This is a genomic window from Delftia sp. PX-1, from assembly GCF_055797465.1.
The window spans coordinates 5,825,110-5,847,153 of the sequence record NZ_CP184763.1 but is presented as its reverse complement, the minus strand read 5'-3'; the positions used below and the strand labels follow the sequence as shown (position 1 = coordinate 5,847,153).

The 22,044-nt window shown below is 54.7% G+C and carries 17 protein-coding genes; 10 read left to right on the top strand and 7 right to left on the bottom strand.

Annotated elements, in window-relative coordinates; translation table 11 throughout:
* Window positions 1–10 precede the first annotated feature (10 nt).
* Complete coding sequence (gene pncB, locus ACN20X_RS26715; protein ID WP_012207404.1) at window positions 11–1,210, bottom strand: nicotinate phosphoribosyltransferase; 1,200 nt, start codon at window positions 1,208–1,210, stop codon at window positions 11–13.
* A 55-nt stretch (window positions 1,211–1,265) separates the two neighbouring features.
* Window positions 1,266–2,090: a cysteine hydrolase family protein gene (locus ACN20X_RS26710; RefSeq protein WP_473210044.1), complete on the bottom strand. Its 825-nt coding sequence runs from the start codon at window positions 2,088–2,090 to the stop codon at window positions 1,266–1,268.
* Window positions 2,091–2,409: 319 nt separating this feature from the next.
* Between ACN20X_RS26710 and ACN20X_RS26705 the strand changes: the two genes are divergently transcribed.
* The 8 genes from ACN20X_RS26705 to ACN20X_RS26670 all read left to right on the top strand — a co-directional run bounded on the left by ACN20X_RS26705 (window position 2,410) and on the right by ACN20X_RS26670 (window position 13,185).
* The gene (locus ACN20X_RS26705; RefSeq protein ID WP_154833568.1) at window positions 2,410–2,778 is read left to right on the top strand and encodes a DUF2304 domain-containing protein; all 369 of its coding nucleotides are present in this window, start codon (window positions 2,410–2,412) and stop codon (window positions 2,776–2,778) included.
* Window positions 2,775–4,208, top strand: coding sequence for a mannose-1-phosphate guanylyltransferase/mannose-6-phosphate isomerase (locus tag ACN20X_RS26700; protein WP_473210043.1), 1,434 nt, complete (start codon window positions 2,775–2,777; stop codon window positions 4,206–4,208). Before ACN20X_RS26705 ends, ACN20X_RS26700 begins: the two co-directional genes overlap by 4 nt.
* A gap of 29 nt (window positions 4,209–4,237) precedes the next feature.
* Window positions 4,238–5,056 carry an ABC transporter permease gene (locus ACN20X_RS26695; protein WP_473210042.1) on the top strand — a complete coding sequence of 273 codons (819 nt, stop codon included), beginning with the start codon at window positions 4,238–4,240 and terminating at the stop codon, window positions 5,054–5,056.
* Window positions 5,046–6,377, top strand: a complete 1,332-nt coding sequence (locus ACN20X_RS26690) for an ABC transporter ATP-binding protein (protein WP_473210041.1) — start codon at window positions 5,046–5,048, stop codon at window positions 6,375–6,377. Before ACN20X_RS26695 ends, ACN20X_RS26690 begins: the two co-directional genes overlap by 11 nt.
* A complete protein-coding gene (locus ACN20X_RS26685; protein ID WP_473210040.1) occupies window positions 6,374–9,568 on the top strand; it encodes a glycosyltransferase in 3,195 nt (1,064 codons plus the stop codon). The genes ACN20X_RS26690 and ACN20X_RS26685 overlap by 4 nt, the downstream gene beginning before the upstream one ends.
* 2 nt (window positions 9,569–9,570) lie before the next feature.
* Window positions 9,571–10,686, top strand: a complete 1,116-nt coding sequence (gene wecB / locus ACN20X_RS26680) for a non-hydrolyzing UDP-N-acetylglucosamine 2-epimerase (RefSeq protein ID WP_473210039.1) — start codon at window positions 9,571–9,573, stop codon at window positions 10,684–10,686.
* Window positions 10,686–11,945: a glycosyltransferase gene (locus ACN20X_RS26675; protein ID WP_473210038.1), complete on the top strand. Its 1,260-nt coding sequence runs from the start codon at window positions 10,686–10,688 to the stop codon at window positions 11,943–11,945. The genes wecB and ACN20X_RS26675 overlap by 1 nt, the downstream gene beginning before the upstream one ends.
* A 61-nt stretch (window positions 11,946–12,006) precedes the next feature.
* Window positions 12,007–13,185: a glycosyltransferase family 4 protein gene (locus tag ACN20X_RS26670; RefSeq protein WP_047473536.1), complete on the top strand. Its 1,179-nt coding sequence runs from the start codon at window positions 12,007–12,009 to the stop codon at window positions 13,183–13,185.
* Between the two features lies 1 nt (window position 13,186).
* Here the strand turns inward: ACN20X_RS26670 and ACN20X_RS26665 are convergent, their stop codons facing one another.
* The 3 genes from ACN20X_RS26665 to metK form a co-directional block, all read right to left on the bottom strand.
* On the bottom strand, window positions 13,187–15,040 hold the full coding sequence (locus ACN20X_RS26665) for a glycosyltransferase (RefSeq protein WP_151019608.1): 1,854 nt from the start codon (window positions 15,038–15,040) through the stop codon (window positions 13,187–13,189).
* Between the two features lie 12 nt (window positions 15,041–15,052).
* Complete coding sequence (locus ACN20X_RS26660; RefSeq protein WP_151019607.1) at window positions 15,053–17,059, bottom strand: tetratricopeptide repeat protein; 2,007 nt, start codon at window positions 17,057–17,059, stop codon at window positions 15,053–15,055.
* Window positions 17,060–17,294: 235 nt separating this feature from the next.
* Window positions 17,295–18,476 carry a methionine adenosyltransferase gene (metK, locus tag ACN20X_RS26655; protein ID WP_017403953.1) on the bottom strand — a complete coding sequence of 394 codons (1,182 nt, stop codon included), beginning with the start codon at window positions 18,474–18,476 and terminating at the stop codon, window positions 17,295–17,297.
* Window positions 18,477–18,611: 135 nt separating this feature from the next.
* On the opposite strand from metK, the gene ACN20X_RS26650 reads away from it, so the two are divergent.
* Window positions 18,612–19,463: a lysophospholipid acyltransferase family protein gene (locus ACN20X_RS26650; protein WP_151019606.1), complete on the top strand. Its 852-nt coding sequence runs from the start codon at window positions 18,612–18,614 to the stop codon at window positions 19,461–19,463.
* Window positions 19,460–20,326, top strand: coding sequence for a lysophospholipid acyltransferase family protein (locus ACN20X_RS26645; RefSeq protein WP_017403955.1), 867 nt, complete (start codon window positions 19,460–19,462; stop codon window positions 20,324–20,326). Before ACN20X_RS26650 ends, ACN20X_RS26645 begins: the two co-directional genes overlap by 4 nt.
* On the opposite strand, the gene ACN20X_RS26640 is transcribed toward ACN20X_RS26645, so the two are convergent.
* Window positions 20,320–21,231, bottom strand: a complete 912-nt coding sequence (locus ACN20X_RS26640) for an alpha/beta fold hydrolase (RefSeq protein WP_151019605.1) — start codon at window positions 21,229–21,231, stop codon at window positions 20,320–20,322. The two genes, ACN20X_RS26645 and ACN20X_RS26640, sit on opposite strands and share 7 nt — an antisense overlap.
* A 45-nt stretch (window positions 21,232–21,276) precedes the next feature.
* The gene (gene yihA / locus ACN20X_RS26635) at window positions 21,277–22,038 is read right to left on the bottom strand and encodes a ribosome biogenesis GTP-binding protein YihA/YsxC (protein WP_017403957.1); all 762 of its coding nucleotides are present in this window, start codon (window positions 22,036–22,038) and stop codon (window positions 21,277–21,279) included.
* Window positions 22,039–22,044 lie beyond the last annotated feature (6 nt).

Sequence of the window (22,044 nt, the reverse complement as noted above, 5' to 3'; positions counted from 1 at the left end):
TCGGGCGGTGTCAGACGGCGACAGGCTGGGCCAGGCCGAAGACCTGGCGCAGATAGGCCAGATAGGTTTCGTCGTTGCACAGCGTCTTGCCCGGCGAGTCCGAGATCTTGGCCACGGGCTGGCCGTTGGCGTGGGTGAGCTTCATCACGATGTTGATGGTCTCCAGCCCCATGTCGTTGGTCAGCCGCGTGCCGATGCCGAAGCCCAGCTGTATGCGGTCGGCAAAGCGCTGGTACAGGGCCAGGGCCGTGTCCAGGTCCAGCCCGTCGGAGAACACCAGGCGCTTGGCCTGCGGGTCTATGCGCAGCTTCTGGTAGTGGGCGATGGCCTTCTCGCCCCAGGCATATGGGTCGCCCGAGTCGTGCCGCAGCCCGTCAAAGAGCTTGGCGAAGTACATGTCGAAATCGGCCAGGAAGGCATCCATGCCCACGGTGTCGGTCAGGGCCACGCCCAGGTCGCCCCGGTACTCCTGCACCCAGTCCTCCAGCGCGGCGATCTGGAAGTCGCGCAGGCGCACGCCCTGGGCCTGGTAGCTCTGCAGGTACTCATGGGCCATGGTGCCGATGGGCACGATGCCGAAGTCGCGCGCCAGCAGCACGTTGGACGTGCCCTTGAACCACTGCGCCGTCTGCGTGGCAAAGGCCTGGACCACCTCGCGCTGCCAGGCGCCCGAGAAGCGCCGGCGCACGCCGAAGTCGAACAGCTCGAAGGGATTGCGCAGCCTGGCCTCGCAGGCCAGGTGGCGCAGACGCTCTATCTTGCCGGCCAGGCGCCTGCGGCCTTCGGCCAGCGCCGCCTCGGCGTCGAAGCGCCGGAAATACAGCTCGTTGACGATGGCCAGCACATAGATCTCGAAGCCCATCACATGGACCTGGGGGCCCTTGGCCTCGATGTGCAGGGTGTCGCCATCGGCCCAGGCACGGATGAAGGCGCGCTGGAACTGGAAGATGCGCAGAAAGTCGATGAAGTCGCTCTTCATGAAGCGCAGCCCGCCCAGGTAGGCCAGGTCTTCGGGCGTGAAGCGCAGCGCGCACAGGGCGTCCAGCTCGCGCTCCACCTCGGGCAGCAGCTCGGCCAGCGGGAAAGCGGTCTTCGTGCGGCAGACGAATTCGTACTCGGCCTCGGTCTGGGGATTGCGGTGCAGCATGGCCTGCCACATCGTGAATTTGTAGAGATCGGTGTCGAGCAGGCTGGTGATGATGGGAGCCATGGTGCGATGCTGGGGAAACAGGAAAGGGGGCTGCGCGCGTGAAGGCGGTCCGCCCCTACAGGTGGAGTTCTTGGCTGGAGGCCAGCCGCAATCCGCGGGCCTGCATGGCTGCTAGAAAATCATGGTGCGCGGACTCGAAGCCCGGCACCGGGCTCATGGCGTCGTGCATCAGCACGATGCGCTCAGGATGGGGAAGGTGCTCGACCAGATGCTCGACCGTGGAGCGCACGCAGTGACTGCTCGCCTCGCCCGCGACCACCAGCATGTCTGCCTGGGCCAGCCGCTCCAGCAAGGCCGTATTCAGCAAGGTCGCCGGATCGGCAGGGTCCGGCACCTCGGCCAGCAGCGCGCTGTAGTGCTCGGTCCAGGGATTGAGCCCCTTGAAAACGTTGTACACGGCGCGCTGGCGCTGCTGCTGCCAGTCGCCGCAGGCCGCCAGCACATCGGCATGGATACCGTGGCCCCAACTGCCCACCTCGCAGTGCACGGGCCAGACCATCAGCATGTAGCGGCTGCTGGCTTCGAGTGCATCCAGATATTCCAGGCTGCGCTGCAGCGCCTCGGCGTTGCGTGGCCGGAACACCCCCGCCCGCACCTGCGCCGCCGTGATAGGGGTGAACGGCACTACCTCGCTGCCATCGCCCTGCTGCCAGAAGGCGGGGTGGGCAATGTCATAGCGCTGGTGCGAGTCCAGCGTCACCGTGATGGCGTCAATTCTCGCCCCCTCGCGCCGTATCCAACCGGCAAGCCGCTGCATGTCGGCATGGGCGCCCGCCACGGGAAGGCTGGGGCGTTGCCGATCGGGGTACCAGTCGTCAGGCAGGTCGCAGAAATCGTTCTGGGGGTCTATGACCAGGAGCTGGGTGGTGGAAGATGGCATATATGAGGGTGCACGCAAGCAACAGTGCGTGGTCGGTGCATCAGGTCAATGCTTCAGTGTAGTGCTGCAGGAGCGTCGCCTGTCACCAAGGCTTGATCCTTCCGCTTCTGCAGGGGCTGTGAAATACGGGGCCACATCCCTGTCAAGGCCAGGGCGAAACGAGAGGGGGAAGCGACTTCGGAACATGATGCGGAACCTACAATGGGAGGTTTTACGTATTCCCTGGGTGGTTTGGACCGTTTCATACGGCAATAGCGCTGGTTTCGGCCGTGCCCTGCATCAACCGAATGCTTTCATTCGGTAGCTTTTGATTATCAATATGGCTTCCCTTCAGGTAACAACGACTTTCATGGGCATAGGGTTGGCCGCGCTGATCCTGTACCTGATCCGGCGCGACCATCTCTACCTCATGCACGGCCTGTTCTGGGTGGTCGTTGCCGTTGCCGCCGTCGTGCTGGGCGTCTGGCCCGGGATGATCAACCGCCTGGCAGCGGTGCTGGGCATCAGCTATCCGCCGGCCATGCTGCTGCTGCTGGCCAGCATCGTCCTGCTCATCAAGGCCTTGCATGCCGACATGGTCAACACCCGCATCGAGCGCGATGTGCGGCGGTTGAATCAGCGGTTGGCGATGCTGGAGGCGGATGCTGAGGATTTGCGTCTGCCTCTTTCTAACAAGACCCCGTCATGAGCACCCCCTTGCTTCCCGTCATCTTTTGCGGCGGCTCTGGAACCCGCCTGTGGCCGCTTTCCCGTGAGAGCTACCCAAAGCAATTTTTGGCGCTTCACGGGGACGGTATCTCTATGTTGCAGAAAACTGTCGAGCGCTTAGACGGTATGGCCGAACATATACCGAAGGCTGCTCCCGTCGTGATCTGCAATAACGAGCACCGTTTTTTGGCCGCGCAACAACTGCAGGAGACTGGAATAGAGGGCGCCAGGCTGGTGTTGGAGCCTGTTGGTCGAAACACGGCTCCGGCTTTGACCCTGGCGGCCCTGATTGCAGAGCCCGGCACCGTCATGCTGGCCATGCCTGCAGATCATGTCATGACCAAGCTTTCGGACTTTCACGATGCCGTGTCTGTGGCTTGGCAACTTGCAAAGGAAGGCTCTATGGTGACGTTTGGCATTGTGCCCAGCCGTCCCGAGACTGGTTTTGGCTACATAGAGAAGGCTGAAGCTATCGATTGCGGTGCATTCGCGATAAGCAGCTTTACTGAGAAGCCGAGTCAGGAACTGGCAGAACGCTATGTGAGAAGCGGCAATTATCTCTGGAATAGCGGTCTTTTCATGGTGCGAGCAGACGTGTGGCTTAAGGCTGTCGCAGAGCTGCAACCGCAGATTCTGCACGCTTGTCGAGCCTCGATAATTCAAAGCAGCCAAGATATGGACTTCATCCGTCCCCATGGCGAGCTCTTCGCTGGATGCCCTTCAAACTCGATCGATTACGCAGTAATGGAGCATTTGCCAGGTAACAAAGATCTGGGAATACCTGCATCGGTGGTGCCGCTGGACGCGGGCTGGTCGGACCTGGGGGCCTGGGACTCTCTGTGGGACGTGTTGCCACGTGATTCATGTGGCAACGCCCACGTGGGCCACACGCTGGCTATTGACACTCAAAACAGCCTTCTCTTCTCGGAGAGTTGCCTAGTGACTACCGTTGGAGTGGATAACCTAATCATCGTGGAAACTCCAGATGCCGTCCTAGTGGCTGACAAGAGCAGGAGTCAGGATGTAAAAAAGATCGTCACCGAATTGAAGGCGCAAAATCGGCAGTTGGCAGCCTCGCATCGTAAGGTACATCGCCCCTGGGGTTGGTACGACAGCATAGACCGCGGTGACCGCTTCCAAGTCAAGCGTATCGTTGTCAATCCTGGATCCAAGCTTAGTCTTCAGATGCATTATCACCGGGCTGAGCATTGGATCGTAGTGAAAGGAACTGCAGAAGTGACTAATGGCGATAGAACTTTCCTGCTTGGGGAAAACGAGTCCACTTTCATACCTGTCGGACATGTTCACCTTTTATCAAATCCAGGAAAACTACCGCTTGAAATTATCGAAGTACAGTCGGGCGCGTACTTGGGCGAAGACGATATTGTTCGCATTCAGAGCGAATACTAGTTTGTTAAGAAAAATCAATTCATCACTATATGGTTTTAGACAGTGTAAATATATTCACTCCTATAAGAGTATTTTTTAAATACAGAGGGCTTATTGCGGATTTGGCTAAGCGAGAAATTGTAAGCCGTTATAAAGGGTCGATTGCTGGATTGCTTTGGTCTTTTTTAAATCCATTGTTGATGCTGGCTGTTTATACCTTTGTGTTTAGTATAATATTTCAATCTAAATGGTCGGGTGGTAATGGGTCGAGAACAGAGTTTGCATTGGTTTTATTTGCTGGATTGATAATATTTGGATTATTTTCGGAAGTGATCAGTCGTGCACCAGTACTAATTATTGGTAATATTAACTATGTTAAGAAAATAATTTTTCCCATTGAGATATTGCCGTATATTGCGTTGGCTTCGGCCTTTTTTCAATTTATGGTGAGCACTTTTGTTTGGATAATATTTTATATTATTTTCTTTGGCGTTCCGCATGCAAGTATTTTTTTGCTGCCAATTACTCTTTTGCCATTGATATTTCTCACTTTGGGGATCTCGTGGATTCTTGCATCATTAGGTGTTTACATTCGAGATACACCGCAGTTTGTTGCAATAATAATCACAATACTTATGTTTCTATCTCCTATTTTCTATTCGACGACTTCAATTCCCGTTGAGTACAGAAAATTGCTAGAGATTAATCCGCTGACCTTTTCAATAGAAACTGCTCGCGACGTGATGCTGTGGGGGAAGTCTATTAATTGGAAGGCATGGTTTCAGCAAGCTGTCGTGTCAGCATCCGTCTTTTGGATAGGGTTTGCTTGGTTTCAAAAAACCAAGGGAGGGTTCTCTGATGTCCTTTAAATCTATCATTGAAGTCGAAAATATAAGTAAGTGCTACGAGATTTACAAAAAACCGCTTGACCGTCTGAAGCAATATGCCACTCAGGGAGTGGGGGCTATTAGTCAAAGCTCGAAAAAAAAATATTATCGTGAGTTCTGGGCATTGAGAGATGTTTCTTTTAAGATTGGCAAAGGGGAAACGGTTGGTATTATTGGGCAAAATGGCAGTGGTAAATCTACGTTATTACAACTTATTTGCGGCACATTAAAGCCAACCAGTGGTCGCGTCAAAGTTAATGGCCGTATTGCTGCGCTGTTAGAATTGGGTGCTGGATTTAATCCTGAATTCACTGGACGCGAGAATGCATATCTCAATGCGGCAATTTTAGGTATTCCTCGTGAGGCTATGCAGTCACGAATGCAAGATGTTCTGGAATTTTCCGAACTAGGGGATTTCCTTGAGCAACCAGTTAAAACCTATTCCAGCGGCATGTACGCACGCTTAGCGTTCGCTGTTGCTATCCATGTGGATCCGGAAATCTTGATTGTTGACGAGGCATTGGCTGTCGGGGATGCTCGCTTCATTGCTAAATGTATGCGTCGGATAAAGGATATACAAGCACAAGGTGCATCTATCTTATTCGTAAGCCACGATGTTGGATCTGTTCGAACCTTGTGTCAGCGAGCTATTTGGATTAATCAAGGTAAACTGATTGATGATGGAGATGTTTTTCCCGTTACTGGCCAATATATGGCGTATATGTTTCGCGATGAGGTGGTTGAAGAACAAAAAAGAATGCAGGATGAAGATGTTTCTACGAGTATGCCTGCCTTGTCGGATCGAATAGATTGTCCAGCATTGGAAAATACTAAAGATGATTTTCTCAAGCCAATCAACCATTGGGGTTCTGAGGTTGGTATTGTTAAAGTCGCAGAGCTTTTGGATGCCAGTCAAGTCAGGAAAAATGTATATGCTTGGGGCGAGTCACTTAAAGTTGTTATAGAAGTGGCACTGCCTTCTCATTTGCCTAAAGAGAATATCAGCTTGGCATTTTCTATCAAGGATCTGAAAGGAACAGATCTTATCGTGTCGACTACGCATGATTTCACCAAACTTGATTTCTCAAAGGGAGAGTGCTTTAAAGTATCTTTTGACTTTACTAACTATCTTACAGCGGGAAAATATCTTTTGGTTGTAGCTGTGGAGAATAGAGAAAATAAAGATATCCACTACTATGAATATATAGAGGGAGTTCAGTATTTTGCCTCCGAATCGGAGCATCGCCTGTTTGGCGTATTCCAGCCTTCTGTCACACAATCATCCATTCAGCTAGTGCCATGACTACCGATAAAAAAATCAATTCTCAACCCTACTGGGATATGCGCTTTGTCACTGACTGGGAAAAAATGAGTGGTCCTGCTCAATCAAGAGAATTTTCTTGGCTTGCTGTGAATCAATTACCTGAGTGGATTTTTCAAGCCCTGCAGCGAGATGCTCTGACATTAGTGGATTGGGGTTGCGCGCAAGGAGATGGTACGGATGTGTGGGCTAGTCAAATGCCAGTCGCAAATATTTGCGGGGTGGATTTTTCTGCTCCCGCGATAGAACAGGCATCTAAGAGATATCCTGCCATAAATTTCAAATGCCAGAATTGGCTCAACCCGAGTCAAGATACTTTAGATGAGTATGATATCGTGTTTTCATCGAACACACTGGAGCATTTTTCTAATCCATATGAAGTATTGCGACGCATAACTGAGCATGCTAGAAAAGCCATAGTGCTGCTACTGCCTTACCAAGAGTTCCAGAGGATTGATGAGCACGAGTTTACTTTTCTTGCGAAAAATATTCCTACTAAATTGGCTAACGGTTTTTCTTTAGTGTGGAGTAAGGTTTCTGGACCACATAAATTTTGGGCAGGGGAGCAAATACTCTTAATTTATGGCAAAGATCAATGGATTTCTGAGCAGAAACTGACGTTAAACGATGTTTTTATAGATAAAAATAATATAAATAGCCAGAGCCATGAATTGCATCGCCAACATGAGGAAATTGCTGAACTGAACCAGCGCCTAAAAGGTCTTAAGGACAATAGCCAAAGCGCACAAGCTGAATTTGAAAAGCGGTTAGCTGATGTCATCCACACAAGTCAAGAAGCACAAGCTGGATTGGAGAAACGGTTAGCTGATGTCATCAACACCAGGCAAGGGGCAGAAGCTGAACTTGAGCGGCGGTTAACGGATGCGATCCATGCCAGTAAAAGCGCACAAGCTAAGGTCGAAATACTTGAAAAATCGATTGCTGAACATTCAAGACGATCTGAAAGAAATCTGAAAAAAATCGAGAATCATGAGATTGAGCTAAACTCTGCTGCCTTGGTTGCAGAGGAGATGCATCAAGCCAATGCTGAATTGAAAAACATCCTTGTTTCGCGTAATGCAGAAATTGAAAAACTGCAAAAAGAACTACAGAATTTCAGGACATCTGCCTCTTGGCGGATCACCCGGCCGTTGCGCGCTACTTATTCACACATAAGTAGACTAGGAACGCCTGTTTTTCTTAAGCTACCGCCACACATCAGGCGCAATATATTGCATAAGATCAATCCAACAATACATCCGATTGATCTACAGCAGGTGTCCTTGCCAACGGTGACTCATCCAGTTCTTTCGGAATATCCGAATCAGCACCATAAAGGTATATATATAGCAGATCAAGCTCTTTTGGATGACGATCTAGTTATCATTGCCGGGGTGCCTTTTGATGATATCGGTGGCGGGCAGCGCTCTGCACAACTGGCTCGCTGCGCTTTGAAAACTGGGCGGCGAGTTACCTATATACATATCTATAAGAAGTTTGATTTTGAAGTCAATGATTATGTTGACTCTAATGTCTCCCTCTATGGATTGAATCATGTGCATATAGACTCCATTTCTCCGGACGCACTGCTTAAAAATATTTCCAGTAATGCAACTCTGTTAGTAGAGTTGCCTCACCGAGCTGCGTTGGAGTATCTGAATAAATTCAGCATTTGCGGTATGCGTACCGTATTTGAATTGATAGATGATTGGGAAACAAGTCTTGGCGGCGATTGGTTTAATCGGGATGTTTATTGCGAAATTGTAAAAAAATCTCAAATTGTGGTTGGTACAGCAAAGCTTCTAGTTCATCGCCTTAATAATTTGGGTCGTGACGATGCTTTATATCTACCTAATGCTGCGAATGAGTATATTTTCGATAAGTATAAAAGTTATACACGCCCTGATGATCTCCCGAGAAATGGAGGGATCGGCCTGTATTTCGGTTCGCTTTATGGTGAGTGGTTTGCTTGGGATTTCCTTGAAGAGGCGGCACGCAAAAACCCTAGTATTAACTTCGTGCTGATCGGTGATCGCCCGCAAAGAGAGAATCTTCCAAAAAATATTTATCTTTTGGGTTCTAAGCGCATTGAGGATTTGCCCGCCTACTTGGCGTACTCGGATTTCTGCTTGCTTCCATTTTCCCCGGGGAAGATCTCTGATGCTGTATCTCCCATTAAGGTCTTTGAATATTTGTTTGCCGGTAAACCTGTCGTCTCCACTGACTTGCCAGAAATAAATGGATACCCTGGCTTGATGATTGAGAAAAATCCAGAAGATTTTGCCCTGGCTTGCGCTAGGGTCATACATAGAGATAACAGTAGCATCAAGGAATATGGTGATCAGTTTATTTGGGAGAATTCATGGTTTTCTCGGCTTGATGTCATCACTGCAAAACCGGAAGTAACAAATTTTCGAAATTCAGTTAGTGTTGTAATTCTTATACATAACAATCGAAAAATCATTGAGCGGACGCTAGCCTCTTTGTTGCATCATTGCTCCGTATATATAAAAGAATTGATTGTTGTAGATAATTGCAGTACTGACAATGGTGCTGAATTTGTCCAAGAAAATTTCCCCTCGGCACAAGTGATTAAGAACCCCGTGAATGGTTGCGCATCCGGGCGTAATTTAGGGATCGCAGCTGCTACTGGAAAATATATCTCTTTCTTTGATTCCGACCAATGGTTTACTTCGTCAAGCTGTTTTGAAGAGGCTCTCTCTATTCTGAGTCGTGATGCCAATGTGGGTGCTGTTGGATGGGCTGCAGGTTGGTTCGATGCTGGTCGAACGGATTTTGGTGGAATGATCACGGACTATTGTCCTAATCGTGCCATGAATGCAAAGGCCATTCGTGAAGGCTATCGATCAGATATCGCATATTTGGGTACTGGTGGTTTTTTCACGCGAACGGCAGTGATCAATTCTACTCAGGGATTTGATACCGCTTATGACCCGACTTGCTTTGAAGATACAGATATTTCACTTCAGATAAAACAATTGGGTCTGGATATCTGTTATCGCGACTTGACGGGTATTCGCCATCAACCACATCAAACTACTAATGCCAGTGCTAGCTCTGATTCTTATGCAAATCTTTTTAAAAGAAATGCTGACTATTTCAGAGAGAAATGGAAGCATCGCAGCGATTTTTTTATTGATTACACTGAGTGAAAATGTCTAATATTCATACTTCAAAAAAGAATATTCTTTGTGTTGTAGGAACTCGCCCGGAAGCTATTAAGATGGCTCCGGTTATCATTGCTCTTAAAAAAGAGCCATGGGCACGGGTCCGCGTATTAGCTACGGCACAGCATCGCCAGATGCTGGATCAGGTATTGGATTTTTTCGGAGTGGAGCCTGATATCGATTTGAACATAATGCGGCCAAATCAAGCACTGACAGAGCTTACGGGACGTTTGCTCTTGGAGTTGGATGCGGTGCTTAAAGAAGAGAAGCCAGACGTTGTATTAGTTCAAGGGGATACCACTACGGTAATGACTGTAGCTTTGGCTTGTTTTTATCATAGGGTTCCGATTGGTCATGTTGAAGCTGGTTTGCGTACATGGGATATGCAGAACCCCTTTCCAGAGGAAGCAAATCGTGTAATTGCTGGAAAACTTGCTCGTTGGCATTTCGCTCCAACAGAAGAATCAAGAAAGAATCTTCTTAGGGATGGGATTGTGGATAAGGATATTATCGTGACCGGCAATACGGTCATAGATGCACTGTTAGCAACTGCTGAAAAGAAATTTGAGCTAGATTTGCCTTTAGATCCTGAAAAACGTCTTGTGCTTGTTACTTCACACCGTAGAGAAAATTTTGGTGAACCATTTAGGAGTATTTGTCGTGCGTTGAAGGAACTGGCTCGGAAGAATCCTGAGATTCAATTTCTTTATCCTGTTCACCCAAATCCAAATGTAAAGAATGTGGCTTATGAGTTTTTGAGTCAAGAACCCAACTTCCTTCTTTGCGAGCCTTTGGATTACGCACCTTTTGTTGCAGCAATGAAGAGATCAGTCCTGATCTTGACCGATTCCGGAGGCGTTCAGGAAGAGGCTCCTGCACTTGGCAAGCCTGTACTTGTATTGCGCGAGGAAACAGAACGCCCTGAAGCAGTTGCTGAAGGAGTTGTGGAATTGGTGGGATCTGATAGTGAGCATATTGTTCAAAGAGTGCAGTGCTTGCTAGATGATGAAACGGAATACAAGAAAATGGCACGAGGTGTTTCTCCATACGGAGATGGAAAGGCCGCTGAAAGAATAGTTGCCGTTCTGAGAGAGCAAGCTTAGTGAAAGTATTGCTTATTGCATATGAGTTTCCTCCAATATTGGCTGCCCAGGCATTGCGTTGGTTTTATTTGTCCAATGAGCTAGTCGATATTGGTGTAGACATCCATGTCGTATGTCCAGATATTTCGACAGAAAACGCGTTTCCCATGGATATGGATGCGCGTATTACTATCCATCGAGTCTGGCCAGGGCCTTTTATCGGATTTAGCCAGAGATTGGCAGGAAATGTCTGGAGAAATAGTAAAGCTGAGAATGGCAGAAATGCGTCAAAGCCATCTCGGCTATTTCAGGCTTATCGAATAGTTCGATCGATTTTGAATGCTATTTTTTATCCGGATGTAAGGTCTGAATGGTATCCTTTCGCACTTCGAAAGATAAAGAAGTTGTTGAGGGATGAAAAATTCGATGCCGTAATAAGCTCACATGAGCCGGGTGTTGATATTTTTGTTGGAAATTATGCTCGTAAGTTGGGAATTCCTTGGGTTATTGACATGGGTGATCCATTGCTAACCCCATACTCGCCAAAATGGAGGCGCGGAATTGATCTGAAAGTGGAGCGAAAGGTTATTCACTCAGCCTCTTCCATCTGGGTAACGGCTGGCAGTGTGTTGGATTTGTTGATAAGTCGTCATGGTGCCAGTGTCGAGAGAAAAATATCAGTATTGCCTCAAGGTTTTTCGTATAGGCGAGTAGGTTGGAAAACTAAAGAAAGTGAACAACGCTTTCTTCTGGTGTTTACAGGAAATTTCTACAGAGATTTCAGGAATCCGATAGAGTTGGCAAAGGCACTTGTTGGATTGCAGGATCTAGAAATATCTTTTGTCATTGCTGGGGATAATTCTGAATTTGAGCCCATGTTTCAAGGGATTTTTGGTGTTGAGTTTGCTGGGAAAAAAAGTCATTTTGAGTGCCTTGAGTTGCAAAGAAAGGCAGATGTACTAGTGAATATTGGAAATGTCCAAAGCTACCAGATTCCAGGAAAAATATATGAATATCTTGGTGCTGAGAAGGCCATACTACACATAAAGACTGCTGAAGGTTTTGACCCAAGTGTCGAACTTTTGGAAGAGACAGGTTCAGGGATTGTTGTGAAAAATTGCAGCAGACAAATTGAGGCTGTGCTAAGAGATATGTATAGGCAATGGGCAGATAATCCAGAGCAACTGACTGATGGAAGAAAAGAGGATGTTATTAAGGCTCATTCTTGGAGTCATCGAGCTCGTACTTGTAAGGAGCTGTTGAAAGAAATATTGCATTGACACTGATCGCTCTGATAGGGTAATAGATTTTTAATATATTCTGGTGTCAGATAATGCTCTTATGAGACTTGATGTAATTTTTGCCGCTGATGCGCTTCGCCCACCACTGACTGGTATCGGGCGATATACCTATGAGCTGGCGAAGCGGCTGGGTTGTCATGAGCGTATTGATAGATTGCGGTATTTTTCTTCCGGGCGATGGGTTGATGATCCCATGGCTGCTTTGGAAACCACCGCCCCTTTGAAATTATCCGTAACTAAGACCAAAGCGGCTTTGCGGGATAGGGTTGCGGGGAGTAGATTGGCTGTTCGTTTATACAAAAGGATCACCCCTGCTCTTTTTGGATGGCGGCTGCGTGGAAATGACGGGTGTGTATATCATTCACCTAATTATATTGTTCCGAATTTCAGTGGTAGGACTGTAAGCACAATACACGATCTCTCTCATATCGTTTATCCGAATTTTCATCCCCAGGCCCGTGTTGAATATATGAATATGGCTTTGGGTGAAAGTTTGGCGAGGACAGATCATGTAATTACGGTATCCGAGACTGTTCGCCAGGAAGTGCTGGCTCATGGATTGATGTCGCCAGAACAAGTGACCGCTATACATTTGGCGGCGGGTAATGATTTCCGACCTCATACATCAGAGATGCTAGACTCTGTACTTAATGCTTTGGGGCTTAAGTCTGGGAGGTATAGCCTATTTGTCGGTACCATAGAGCCACGGAAAAATATCCAACGCCTTGTTGAGGCATATGGAATGCTACCCAAAGAGGTGCGGCACAATTGGCCTTTGGTGATTGCCGGGGGAAATGGCTGGAACTCTAGTGCGATTCACTTGTGCCTTGCAAAAGCACAAGCCCAAGGCTGGTTGCAATATATATCCTATGTCGACCAAAGCTGGCTTCCGGCATTGTATGCGGGGGCGCGGTTGATGGCCTATCCATCACTTTATGAAGGTTTTGGATTACCTATTGTAGAAGCAATGGCGAGTGGCACTCCTGTGCTCACATCCAACGTTTCCTGCATGCCAGAGATTGCCGGAGGTGCCGCTAGGCTGGTGAATCCCTTGAATCTGGAGGAAATCTCGTATGGCCTTCAGACCTGCCTGACTGATGAGCATTGGCAAAGGCAGGCGCGAACCTTAGGGTTGGTGCGATCTGGTCAAATGTCTTGGGATCAATGCTCCGAGCGAACAATAGAAATCTATGCCAAAGTAGCTCAATTGGTTCGATAAATCAGCGGGAGGTTTGAAGTGGATTTCGCCTATCTCTGCCATGTGCAATACTCAGTAATGAAGATACAGCTACATATCTCACTGCATTGCCCCATGATCTGAAGATTTTCGATCGATTGACTTTCGCAGTATGTAGTGGCAGAGCGATCTCTGTAACTTGTAGTCCCTGCCTGCGCATAAGCAGCAGCGTGCCGATGTCTTGATAGTCAAGCATTGTGGCCTCCGTAGAGGCTGCCACCTCCAATGCTTGGCGGTTGTACAACCGGAAACCGGACACAAAATCCCGCAGGCCAAAACCTGTCAACCAGCGGAACCATTGCCACGCGATGCGGCGCACCAGGCTGTTGCGCTCCGCGAAGTAGGCTACGACCATGTCCGCCTGCTGGCGTTGTGCCAGCAGCGTGGGCAGCTCCTCCACCTCATAGCGACCTTCAGCGTCGATGGTGACGACGGTCTGGAACCCATGGGTCTGCGCGTAGCGCAGGCCGGTCTGCAGGCTGCCCCAATTGGTCATTGCCAGCAAGGGGCGCAGCACCCTGGCACCGCATTGCTCGGCTTCATGGCAGGTAGCATCCGTGCTGCGGTTGTCCACGACGAGCACGCTGGCCTCGACCAATGCATGCACGCGACGTATCAGGTGCGCAATCTCGGCTTCGTTGTTGCGCGTGGAAATGACAACCAGCAAGTCCTGGCGTGCTCTTGCCGGGCGAGTGTCGGGTGCCAGGCTGCGGTAGTGGCGCGCCACGCTTCGTTCACAGGGGCCGATGCTGAAAAACCGATGCAAGGCCTTGTGGCCCGATTGGCCCAGCCGTTGCCTGAGGGCCGTGTCGTGCTGCAGGCGAGCAATGCTGCTGCGCCAGGCATCAATGTCTTCAAACGGTACATGCAGGCCGGCGTGTGAGTGGGCGACCACCCAGGGCATGCCCGAACCGGGAAGGTCGGTGACCAGGCAGGGCTTGCCGTGCAGCATGGCCTCCAGCAATACGATGCCGAAAGCTTCCGTGCGTTCGCGTGAGGCAAGGCAGAAGATGTCGCACCCTGCAAACAAGGCATGTTTTTCCTCGTCCGACACCGCGCCCACCAGTCGCACACTGGCCTGTCTGCCCTCAGGAGTGCATTGGCGTATCAACTCTTCAAGGGATGCACGCAGCTCGCCTTCTCCCGCAATCAGCAACTCCACGCCAGGCATGGCCGAGACAGCTCGGATCAAGGTTTCGAAGCCTTTGTAGTAGGTCAACCGACCGATGGACAACAGGCGCAGCCGGGTGTCGGGGCGCCAGCCTTGGCCGTGCTGCAGCGGTGCTGGTACAGGAATGGTTTCGAGGTTCAGGCCCAGCGGAACGATCTCGCATTTGCTGCGCCAGGTACGCAGGGCATTGCTGGCCTCAAGATAGGGCGGCGACGTTGCGAATACCTGTTGGGCGCGTTCCAGCAAGGCCTGCTCGAACGGCCGGTACAGCATGTAGGCCAATGCCACGGACCACTTGATGTTGGACACCACCACATCGGAGTGCCAGTGGATGACCCAGGGCACGCGCCGCGCGATGGGCAGGGTCAGTGCCCAAAGTGCCGAGTTGTTGGGCAGATGCAGGTGCAGTACGTCGGGCTGAATGCGTTCGATGGCGCGGCCCAGTGCGCGCCGGAATCCCATGGCCATGGGGGCATAGACCAGATTGAATTGAACGGGCACGCGTTCCAGCCAGGCGGGATCATCCGGCTCCGGATCACCATGGACCAGGGCATGGGCATCGACACCCTGGCGTCGTTGCTCGTGTATCAGGTCGGCCAGAAAGACTTCCATGCCGCCCCGGTAGGGAGGGAAGAATTTGCCGACGTGGAGTATGCGCAGGGCCATGGCGGACAGCGCCTACTTTGCCGTCTGAGGCTTTGCGGTAGCCGGGCTCAGTTGATTGCGGACCTGGCGGTACTGCGGATTCTGCGGCTCCAGGCGTATTGCCTGGTCCAGACTCTTCAGTGCTTCCGGCAGGTTGCCCAGGCCGTGATAGGCCATTGCACGCCCGTAGAAAGCGGGCGCGCTGGGGCTGCGAGCAACCAGTGGTTCCAGCAGGTCTTTGGCTTGCGCACTATCACCCTGGCCGACAAGGGCCAGCCCCAATCCGACGATCAGGCGAGGGGCGTTTGGCGAGGTCTGCAGCAGAGTTCGGAAGTCGTCAGCTGCAACTTTGTATTGCTGCACACCTATGGCCGCCTCTGCGCGTTTCAGGCGCAGGGTCTGCTCCATTTGCTTGGCGTTGGCACTGTCTTCAGTGGGCTCGCCCAAGGCGCGTGAGTACTCTTCGAAGGCAGCGCGCAACTGGCCTGTAGCCATCAACGCTTCGGCCTTTTGGTAGTGCAAGGCCTGGCCCTTGAATCCCTTGGCCTGGGCTGCGGCAAAGGCATTCAGGGCTTCTGAGAATTTCTTCTGCTGAGAAAGCACGGCACCCATGTTGAACAGCGCGTTGCCTCCCAGGTCGCCAAGGGCGTTGGCTGTGGCGAAGTCCTGCAGCGCCTGGTCGAGCATGCCCTTGTCGGCGTGTGCCGTTCCGACGTTGAGGAAGGCACGACCGCGTCCCACGGCATTGGCCGGGGCCTTTTTATCGATTTTTTCGGCGGCATCGGCCCAGGAGGTGCCCGCGTCCTGAAGAGAGAGCACACGCTCGAAGGCCAATGCCCCGAACACCATGCCGATGACGATGCCGACGATGTAGATGGCGCGTGGTTTGACCCCCGTCAGCGCAATGGCCGCCAATCCCGGGATGGCCACGGCCCACAGATAGCTGCGATACAGAACGAAGGGGTCCTGCAGCCAGACCGTGGCGAATTCGGTCGCATACCAGAGCAGGGGAAACAGGAGGCAGAGCGCGACCAAGCCAATGACACCGGGACGCCTAAGCACGGCCCAGATTGAGCAGGCCAGCAGGGCCAGGTAACCGAGCGCGCCGGCTAGGTGCCAGATCGAGCCGAAGCCGAGAGGAAATGCCGGTCTCAGGTCGATGGACATCCAGCCCACATAGGGAACGATCCACAGAAAGCCATAGGCAAAAAACAGGGCCGCTTCATTGAGGATGCTCAGGGGATAGATCTGTGAGGTGATCCCGGGCCGAAGGGCTTCCAATTGCCTTGCATAGCCTTGGGATTGCTCGTCGAAAATCTGGCCCACCAGACTGCCGAAGAAATGAAAGACTGCCGCCGAGGCAACGGCCAGCAGCAGCAAGGCCATTCCCACAATGACCATGGCAGCCTTCAGGCCGGGGCGCTGCACAAAGATATAGAGCGGCACCACCATGGCGACCGTCAGAAAGGCATGCTCCTTGGACAGGATGGCGAGCACATAGCAGATCAATGCCGCGATATGCCAGAGGACTCGCCCGCCCTGAAGCCCGCGCACAAAGGCCCAGCATGCCATAACGGCAAAGAGGGTTGCCATGACGATGGATCGCTGCACCAGGTATCCAACGGCGTAGACCGCGACAGGGTTGAGCGCGAAAAGGACCAAGCCCAGTTGCAGGGCTGCATCGCGCGACGCGTGGAAGTGGGGTTGCTCCTCGATGTCGTGCGGAAAGCGCGTCTGTGTCAGCAGTGCCTTGAACAATGCATAGAGAGCCGCCACGGTCGCGAGATGCAAGGCGATATTGAAGACGCGCTGCTTCCACCAGCCGTCTCCGAAAATCTGTTCGATCCAGACGAAGCTGCCATACGACAGCGTGCGCTGCTTGAAGTCCAACAGGCTGCCATAGTTGCCGAAAATCGTTCCATCCGTCAGACGCATATCGTCGAACAGCAGCCCGTTGTTCAGGCCGGGCAGATACACCCCCAATATGGCCAGCAAAAGAAGGGCACTGAACCAGTAAATCGCTTTGGAGGGGGCAGCCATTGCTTCTTGACTTGTCTCGGATGTGGCGGAACTTGAAATGGTGGGCCGGGAAATGGCCGCTCTCGGGAAGAGCGCAGGCAGTTTACCAGCCGAGCAACCCGCTACCGCAGCCTGCTGCGCCGGTTTGACGTGAGTGTTGTGAGAAGGACCGAGATGAAAAAAGCCCCATGCTGCGTCAGGCGCGGCATGGGGCCGGGAGGCCATCAGATGGGCGTGAACGCCCCTGGCATTTTGCTTACAGGCCAGCCGCAGCACGCAGCGCCGCTGCCTTGTCCGTCCGCTCCCAGGTGAACTCGGGCTCTTCACGGCCGAAGTGGCCATAGGCAGCGGTCTTGCTGTAGATCGGGCGCAGCAGGTCCAGCATCTGGATGATGCCCTTGGGACGCAGGTCGAAGTGGGCGGCCACCAGCTTGGCGATCTCGGCGTCGGGGATGACGCCCGTGCCTTCGGTGTAGACCGTGATGTTCATCGGGCGTGCCACGCCGATGGCGTAGGCCACCTGGATCTGGCACTGGCGCGCCAGGCCGGCGGCCACGATGTTCTTGGCCACGTAGCGCGCGGCGTAGGCGGCGCTGCGGTCCACCTTGGTTGGGTCTTTGCCGCTGAAGGCGCCGCCGCCATGGGGGCAGGCACCGCCGTAGGTGTCGACGATGATCTTGCGGCCGGTCAGGCCGCAGTCACCCTGGGGGCCGCCCACGACGAAGCGGCCCGTGGGGTTGATCAGGTACTTGGTGTCCTGCAGCCACTCGGAGGGCAGCACGGGCTTGATGATTTCCTCGATGATGGCTTCGGTGAAGCTGGACTTCATCCTGGTGGCCGATTCCGACTGGTCGGGGCTGTGCTGGGTGGACAGCACCACGGTGTCGATGCTGTGGGGCTTGCCGTCCACGTAGCGCATGGTCACCTGGCTCTTGGCGTCAGGACGCAGGAAGGGCAGGCGGCCGTCCTTGCGCAGCTGGGCCTGGCGCTCGACGAGGCGGTGCGCGTAGTAGATGGGCGCGGGCATCAGCTCGGGTGTCTCGTCGCAGGCGTAGCCGAACATCAGGCCCTGGTCGCCGGCGCCGGTGTTGAGCTCGTCATCGCTGGCCTTGTCCACGCCCTGGGCGATGTCCTGGCTCTGCTTGTCGTAGGCCACGAGCACGGCGCAGCCCTTGTAATCGATGCCGTAGTCGGTGTTGTCGTAGCCGATGCGCTTGATGGTGTCGCGTGCGACCTGGATGTAGTCGACGTTGGCGCCCGTGGTGATCTCACCTGCCAAAACCACCAGGCCCGTGTTGGTCAGTGTCTCGGCCGCCACGCGGCTGTACGGGTCTTGGGCGAAAATGGCGTCCAGGATCGCGTCAGAGATCTGGTCGGCCACCTTGTCCGGATGGCCTTCAGAGACAGATTCCGAGGTGAAAAGAAAATCGTTCGCCATGTGAATAAACTCCTTGGTTGCAGCTTTTTTTGATGGGCGTTGCCCAAGCTGCAGGAGCCCTGGCGAACGCTTTAGCAGACTTGTTTTACGTCGCTCTGCAAGTTGCTCAGTTAACTCAGCGACCCGCACATTTTAATGCCTTCCTTGTTCCGACTGTTTGCTGCACTGCCTTTGTGGCTATTGCACCCCCTTGGCGCGCTCATCGGCTGGGTGGCTTTCGTGGCCTCCGGCACGTACCGGCGCCGCTTTCTGGCCAATGCCCGCCAGGCCGGCTACGGCTTCGGCGCCGTGGCGCCGGCCGTGGGGCACGCGGGGCGCATGGTGGCGGAGCTGCCGCGCATGTGGATGGGCAGGCAGCCGAGCTGCCAGATGCACAACGAGGAATGCGTGCGCCGGGCCTACGCTGCCGGGCGCGGAATCATCTTTCTGACGCCCCACCTGGGCTGCTTCGAGCTGTCGGTGCAGCATGCGGCACGGCAATGGTCGGCCGAGCATGGCGAGATCACCATTCTCTACCGCCCCGCGCGCCAGCCCTGGCTGGCCCGCGTCATGGAGACGGCGCGCAACCGCCCCGGCGTGCAGGCCGTGCCGACCACGCTGGCTGGCGTGCGCCAGATGATCAAGGCGTTGCGCAAGGGCATGGCCGTGGGGCTGCTGCCCGACCAGGTTCCGCCCGAGGGGCAGGGCGTCTGGTCGCCGTTCTTCGGCCGTGATGCCTATACGATGACGCTGGCGGCGCGCCTGGCGTTGCAGACGGGGGCCGCGGTGATCGTGGCCCGTTGTGAGCGCTTGTCCTGGGGGCGGGGCTATGCGCTGTATCTTGAGGAGTTGCCCGTGCCCTTGTCCGAGAATCTGGAAGCTGCGGTGCAGCAGATCAACGAGGCGATGGAACACACCATCCGCCAATGCCCGCAGCAGTACCTGTGGGGCTATGCGCGCTACAAGCAGCCGCGCCGTGAATCAGCTGCCGACGAGGTGGGTGCATGAGCGGGCGCATCGGCGTGTGGCTGATGCGGTCGCTGGCGTGGATGCCGCTGCCGTGGTTGCGGGGGCTGGGTGCGTTTCTGGGGCGGCTGCTGTTCGTGCTGGCCGCGCCGCGCCGCAAGGTGGCGCTGCGCAATCTGGCGATGTGCTTTCCCGAGCTGACCGAGGCGCAGCGCGTGGATCTGGCGCGCCGCAACTTCATCGTCTTTTGCCAGACCTGGCTGGACCGCAGCTGGCTGTGGGCGGCGCCGCGCGAGGTGGTGGCCGAGCGCGTGAAGCTGCAGGGTGCCGTGCATGAGCTCGATGGCGACACCCCGACCATCCTGTTCGCGCCGCATTTCTACAGCATGGACGCGGGCGGGCTGGCCTTGCCGCTGCACACCACGCGGCCCTTCACCTCGATCTTCTCCACCCATCCGGACCCGGCGGTCGATGAGTGGTTCATGTCGGGGCGCCAGCGCTTTGGCGACGTGCGCATGCTCAACCGCGCCGACGGGGTCAAGCCCATCATCTCCAGCCTGCGCAAGGGCGGTTTGCTGTACCTTTTGCCCGACATGGACTTCGGTCGCAACGACTCGGTCTTCGTGCCTTTCTTCGGCGTGAACGCGGCCACCATTCCCTCGCTGTCGCGCTTCGCGCGCCTGGGCCGGGCCAAGGTGCTGGGCATGTACACGCGCATGACGCCCACGGGCTATGTGGCCGAGATCACCCCGGCCTGGACGGATTTCCCCACCGACGATGTCGAGGCCGATACGGCCCGCATGAACCGTGAGCTGGAGGCGGCCATCCGCACCATGCCCGACCAGTACTACTGGGTGCACAGGCGCTTCAAGACCCGGCCCGAAGGCGAGCCTTCGGTCTACTGAAGGGGGCGGGACAGGAACTGCTCCAGCGCTTGCCGCACCGCATCGGGCTGCTCGTGCACGACCCAGTGCGAGGTGCCGGCCAGGTGCTGCACCGTCAGGCGCGGCACCCACGGCTCCAGACCTTCGACCAGGGCAGGCTGCAGCGCGGGGTCGCTGTCGCCCCAGAGCACATGCGTGGGCACGCCGATGTCCAGCATCTCGGGCGGCAGCCTCAGGTTGCGCAGTGCGTCGGCTGAGGCCGGATCTTCGGGCCGGGGCGGCACCAGGGGACTGGCGCCGTAGTAGTGGCAGGAGCCTTGCACGCCCAGGTCCCAGTGCTCGCGGTAGCGCTGCTGCAACTGCGGCGTGAGCCATCCGGGCAACTCGCCCTGCGGCGTGCGGAAAAAGCCCAGCATGCGCTGCCAGTCGTTCGCGGCCAGCAGGGCGGGCGCATCAGGTCGGCGCAGAAAATGCATGTACTGGCTTGCGGCCTGTTGCACGGGGTTGTGCAGCAGTTCGCGCAGAAAGGCGCCCGGATGCGGGGCGTTGAGGATCATCAGCCGCTGCATCAGCCCGGGATGGCGGTTGGCCAGGCCCCAGGCCAGGGCACCGCCCCAGTCGTGGGCGATCACGCAGGCTGCGGGTGCGCCAGGGCTTTCGATGGCGATCAGCGCCGCCAGATCCTGCAGCAGGTGCTTGGCCTTGTACTGCTCCACGCCGGCCGGCTGGCTGGAACGGCCAAAGCCCCGCAGATCGGGGGCGACGCAACGCCATTGCGTGCCGAACTGCTCCAGCATGCCTTCCCAGATGAAGCTGCCTTCAGGAAAGCCGTGCAGGAACAGCAGCAGTGGCTGGCCGGGTTCGCCACTGACGCGGCAGTGCAGATAGATGCCGTGAGGCAGCTCGCGAATGCAGGTGGTCACCATGTTGCGCTCCTTGCGGGGCGCTGGCTACACGAGCGCCTCCAGGCGCTAATCTTGGGGGCTGTCGGTCGCGGCGGGCGTCGCAGTTGCGACGTTCGCGACGTCGGCGGGCCCGTCCGTGGCCGCCGGCGGATTCAGGCCTTCGGGATGACTCCAGTGCCACAGCAGCTGGGCCACCTCGTCCACGCCCTGCTTCTTGAGCGCGGAGAACATGCGCACTTCGCCACCACCGGCGTTGAGCCGCGTGATGGACAGCACCTTGGCCTGCTCGGCACGCGTGAGCTTGTCGGCCTTGGTCAGCAGCACGAGGAATTTCAGGCCTTCCTGCACGCGCGGGCGCATGGCGTCGAGCAGGGCTTCGTCCAGCTCCGTCAGGCCCAGGCGCGGATCGCACAGCAGCACGATGGCCGACAGGCTCTCGCGGCTGACCAGATAGTTCAGCATCACGCGCTGCCAGCGCTGCTTGTCCGTGCGCGAGACGGCGGCATAGCCGTAGCCGGGCAGGTCGGCCAGCACGGCGTCGGTCACGCCCTGCTTGCCCAGGGAAAACAGGTTGATGTGCTGCGTGCGGCCAGGCTTCTTGGAGGCGAAGGCCAGCTGCTTTTGTTGCGTCAGCGTGTTGATGCAGGTGGACTTGCCGGCGTTGGAGCGGCCCACGAACGCGATCTCGGGCACATCGACCTTGGGAAGATGGTGCAACTGCGCAGCCGTCGTCAAAAAGCGCGCCGTGTGCATCCAGCCCATGGCCAGCTTGGGATCGATCAGGGAGGAAGTGGGGGCGGCATCGCCAGCCGGCGCAGCAGGATTCATGGTGTG

Bases quoted from the DNA above. Each gene is read 5' to 3' on its own strand.
- pncB (WP_012207404.1), bottom strand. From the start codon at position 1,210: ATGGCTCCCATCATCACCAGCCTGCTCGACACCGATCTCTACAAATTC.
- ACN20X_RS26710 (WP_473210044.1), bottom strand. From the start codon at position 2,090: ATGCCATCTTCCACCACCCAGCTCCTGGTCATAGACCCCCAGAACGAT.
- ACN20X_RS26705 (WP_154833568.1), top strand. From the start codon at position 2,410: ATGGCTTCCCTTCAGGTAACAACGACTTTCATGGGCATAGGGTTGGCC.
- ACN20X_RS26700 (WP_473210043.1), top strand. From the start codon at position 2,775: ATGAGCACCCCCTTGCTTCCCGTCATCTTTTGCGGCGGCTCTGGAACC.
- ACN20X_RS26695 (WP_473210042.1), top strand. From the start codon at position 4,238: ATGGTTTTAGACAGTGTAAATATATTCACTCCTATAAGAGTATTTTTT.
- ACN20X_RS26690 (WP_473210041.1), top strand. From the start codon at position 5,046: ATGTCCTTTAAATCTATCATTGAAGTCGAAAATATAAGTAAGTGCTAC.
- ACN20X_RS26685 (WP_473210040.1), top strand. From the start codon at position 6,374: ATGACTACCGATAAAAAAATCAATTCTCAACCCTACTGGGATATGCGC.
- wecB (WP_473210039.1), top strand. From the start codon at position 9,571: ATGTCTAATATTCATACTTCAAAAAAGAATATTCTTTGTGTTGTAGGA.
- ACN20X_RS26670 (WP_047473536.1), top strand. From the start codon at position 12,007: ATGAGACTTGATGTAATTTTTGCCGCTGATGCGCTTCGCCCACCACTG.
- ACN20X_RS26665 (WP_151019608.1), bottom strand. From the start codon at position 15,040: ATGGCCCTGCGCATACTCCACGTCGGCAAATTCTTCCCTCCCTACCGG.
- ACN20X_RS26660 (WP_151019607.1), bottom strand. From the start codon at position 17,059: ATGGCTGCCCCCTCCAAAGCGATTTACTGGTTCAGTGCCCTTCTTTTG.
- metK (WP_017403953.1), bottom strand. From the start codon at position 18,476: ATGGCGAACGATTTTCTTTTCACCTCGGAATCTGTCTCTGAAGGCCAT.
- ACN20X_RS26650 (WP_151019606.1), top strand. From the start codon at position 18,612: ATGCCTTCCTTGTTCCGACTGTTTGCTGCACTGCCTTTGTGGCTATTG.
- ACN20X_RS26645 (WP_017403955.1), top strand. From the start codon at position 19,460: ATGAGCGGGCGCATCGGCGTGTGGCTGATGCGGTCGCTGGCGTGGATG.
- ACN20X_RS26640 (WP_151019605.1), bottom strand. From the start codon at position 21,231: ATGGTGACCACCTGCATTCGCGAGCTGCCTCACGGCATCTATCTGCAC.
- yihA (WP_017403957.1), bottom strand. From the start codon at position 22,038: ATGAATCCTGCTGCGCCGGCTGGCGATGCCGCCCCCACTTCCTCCCTG.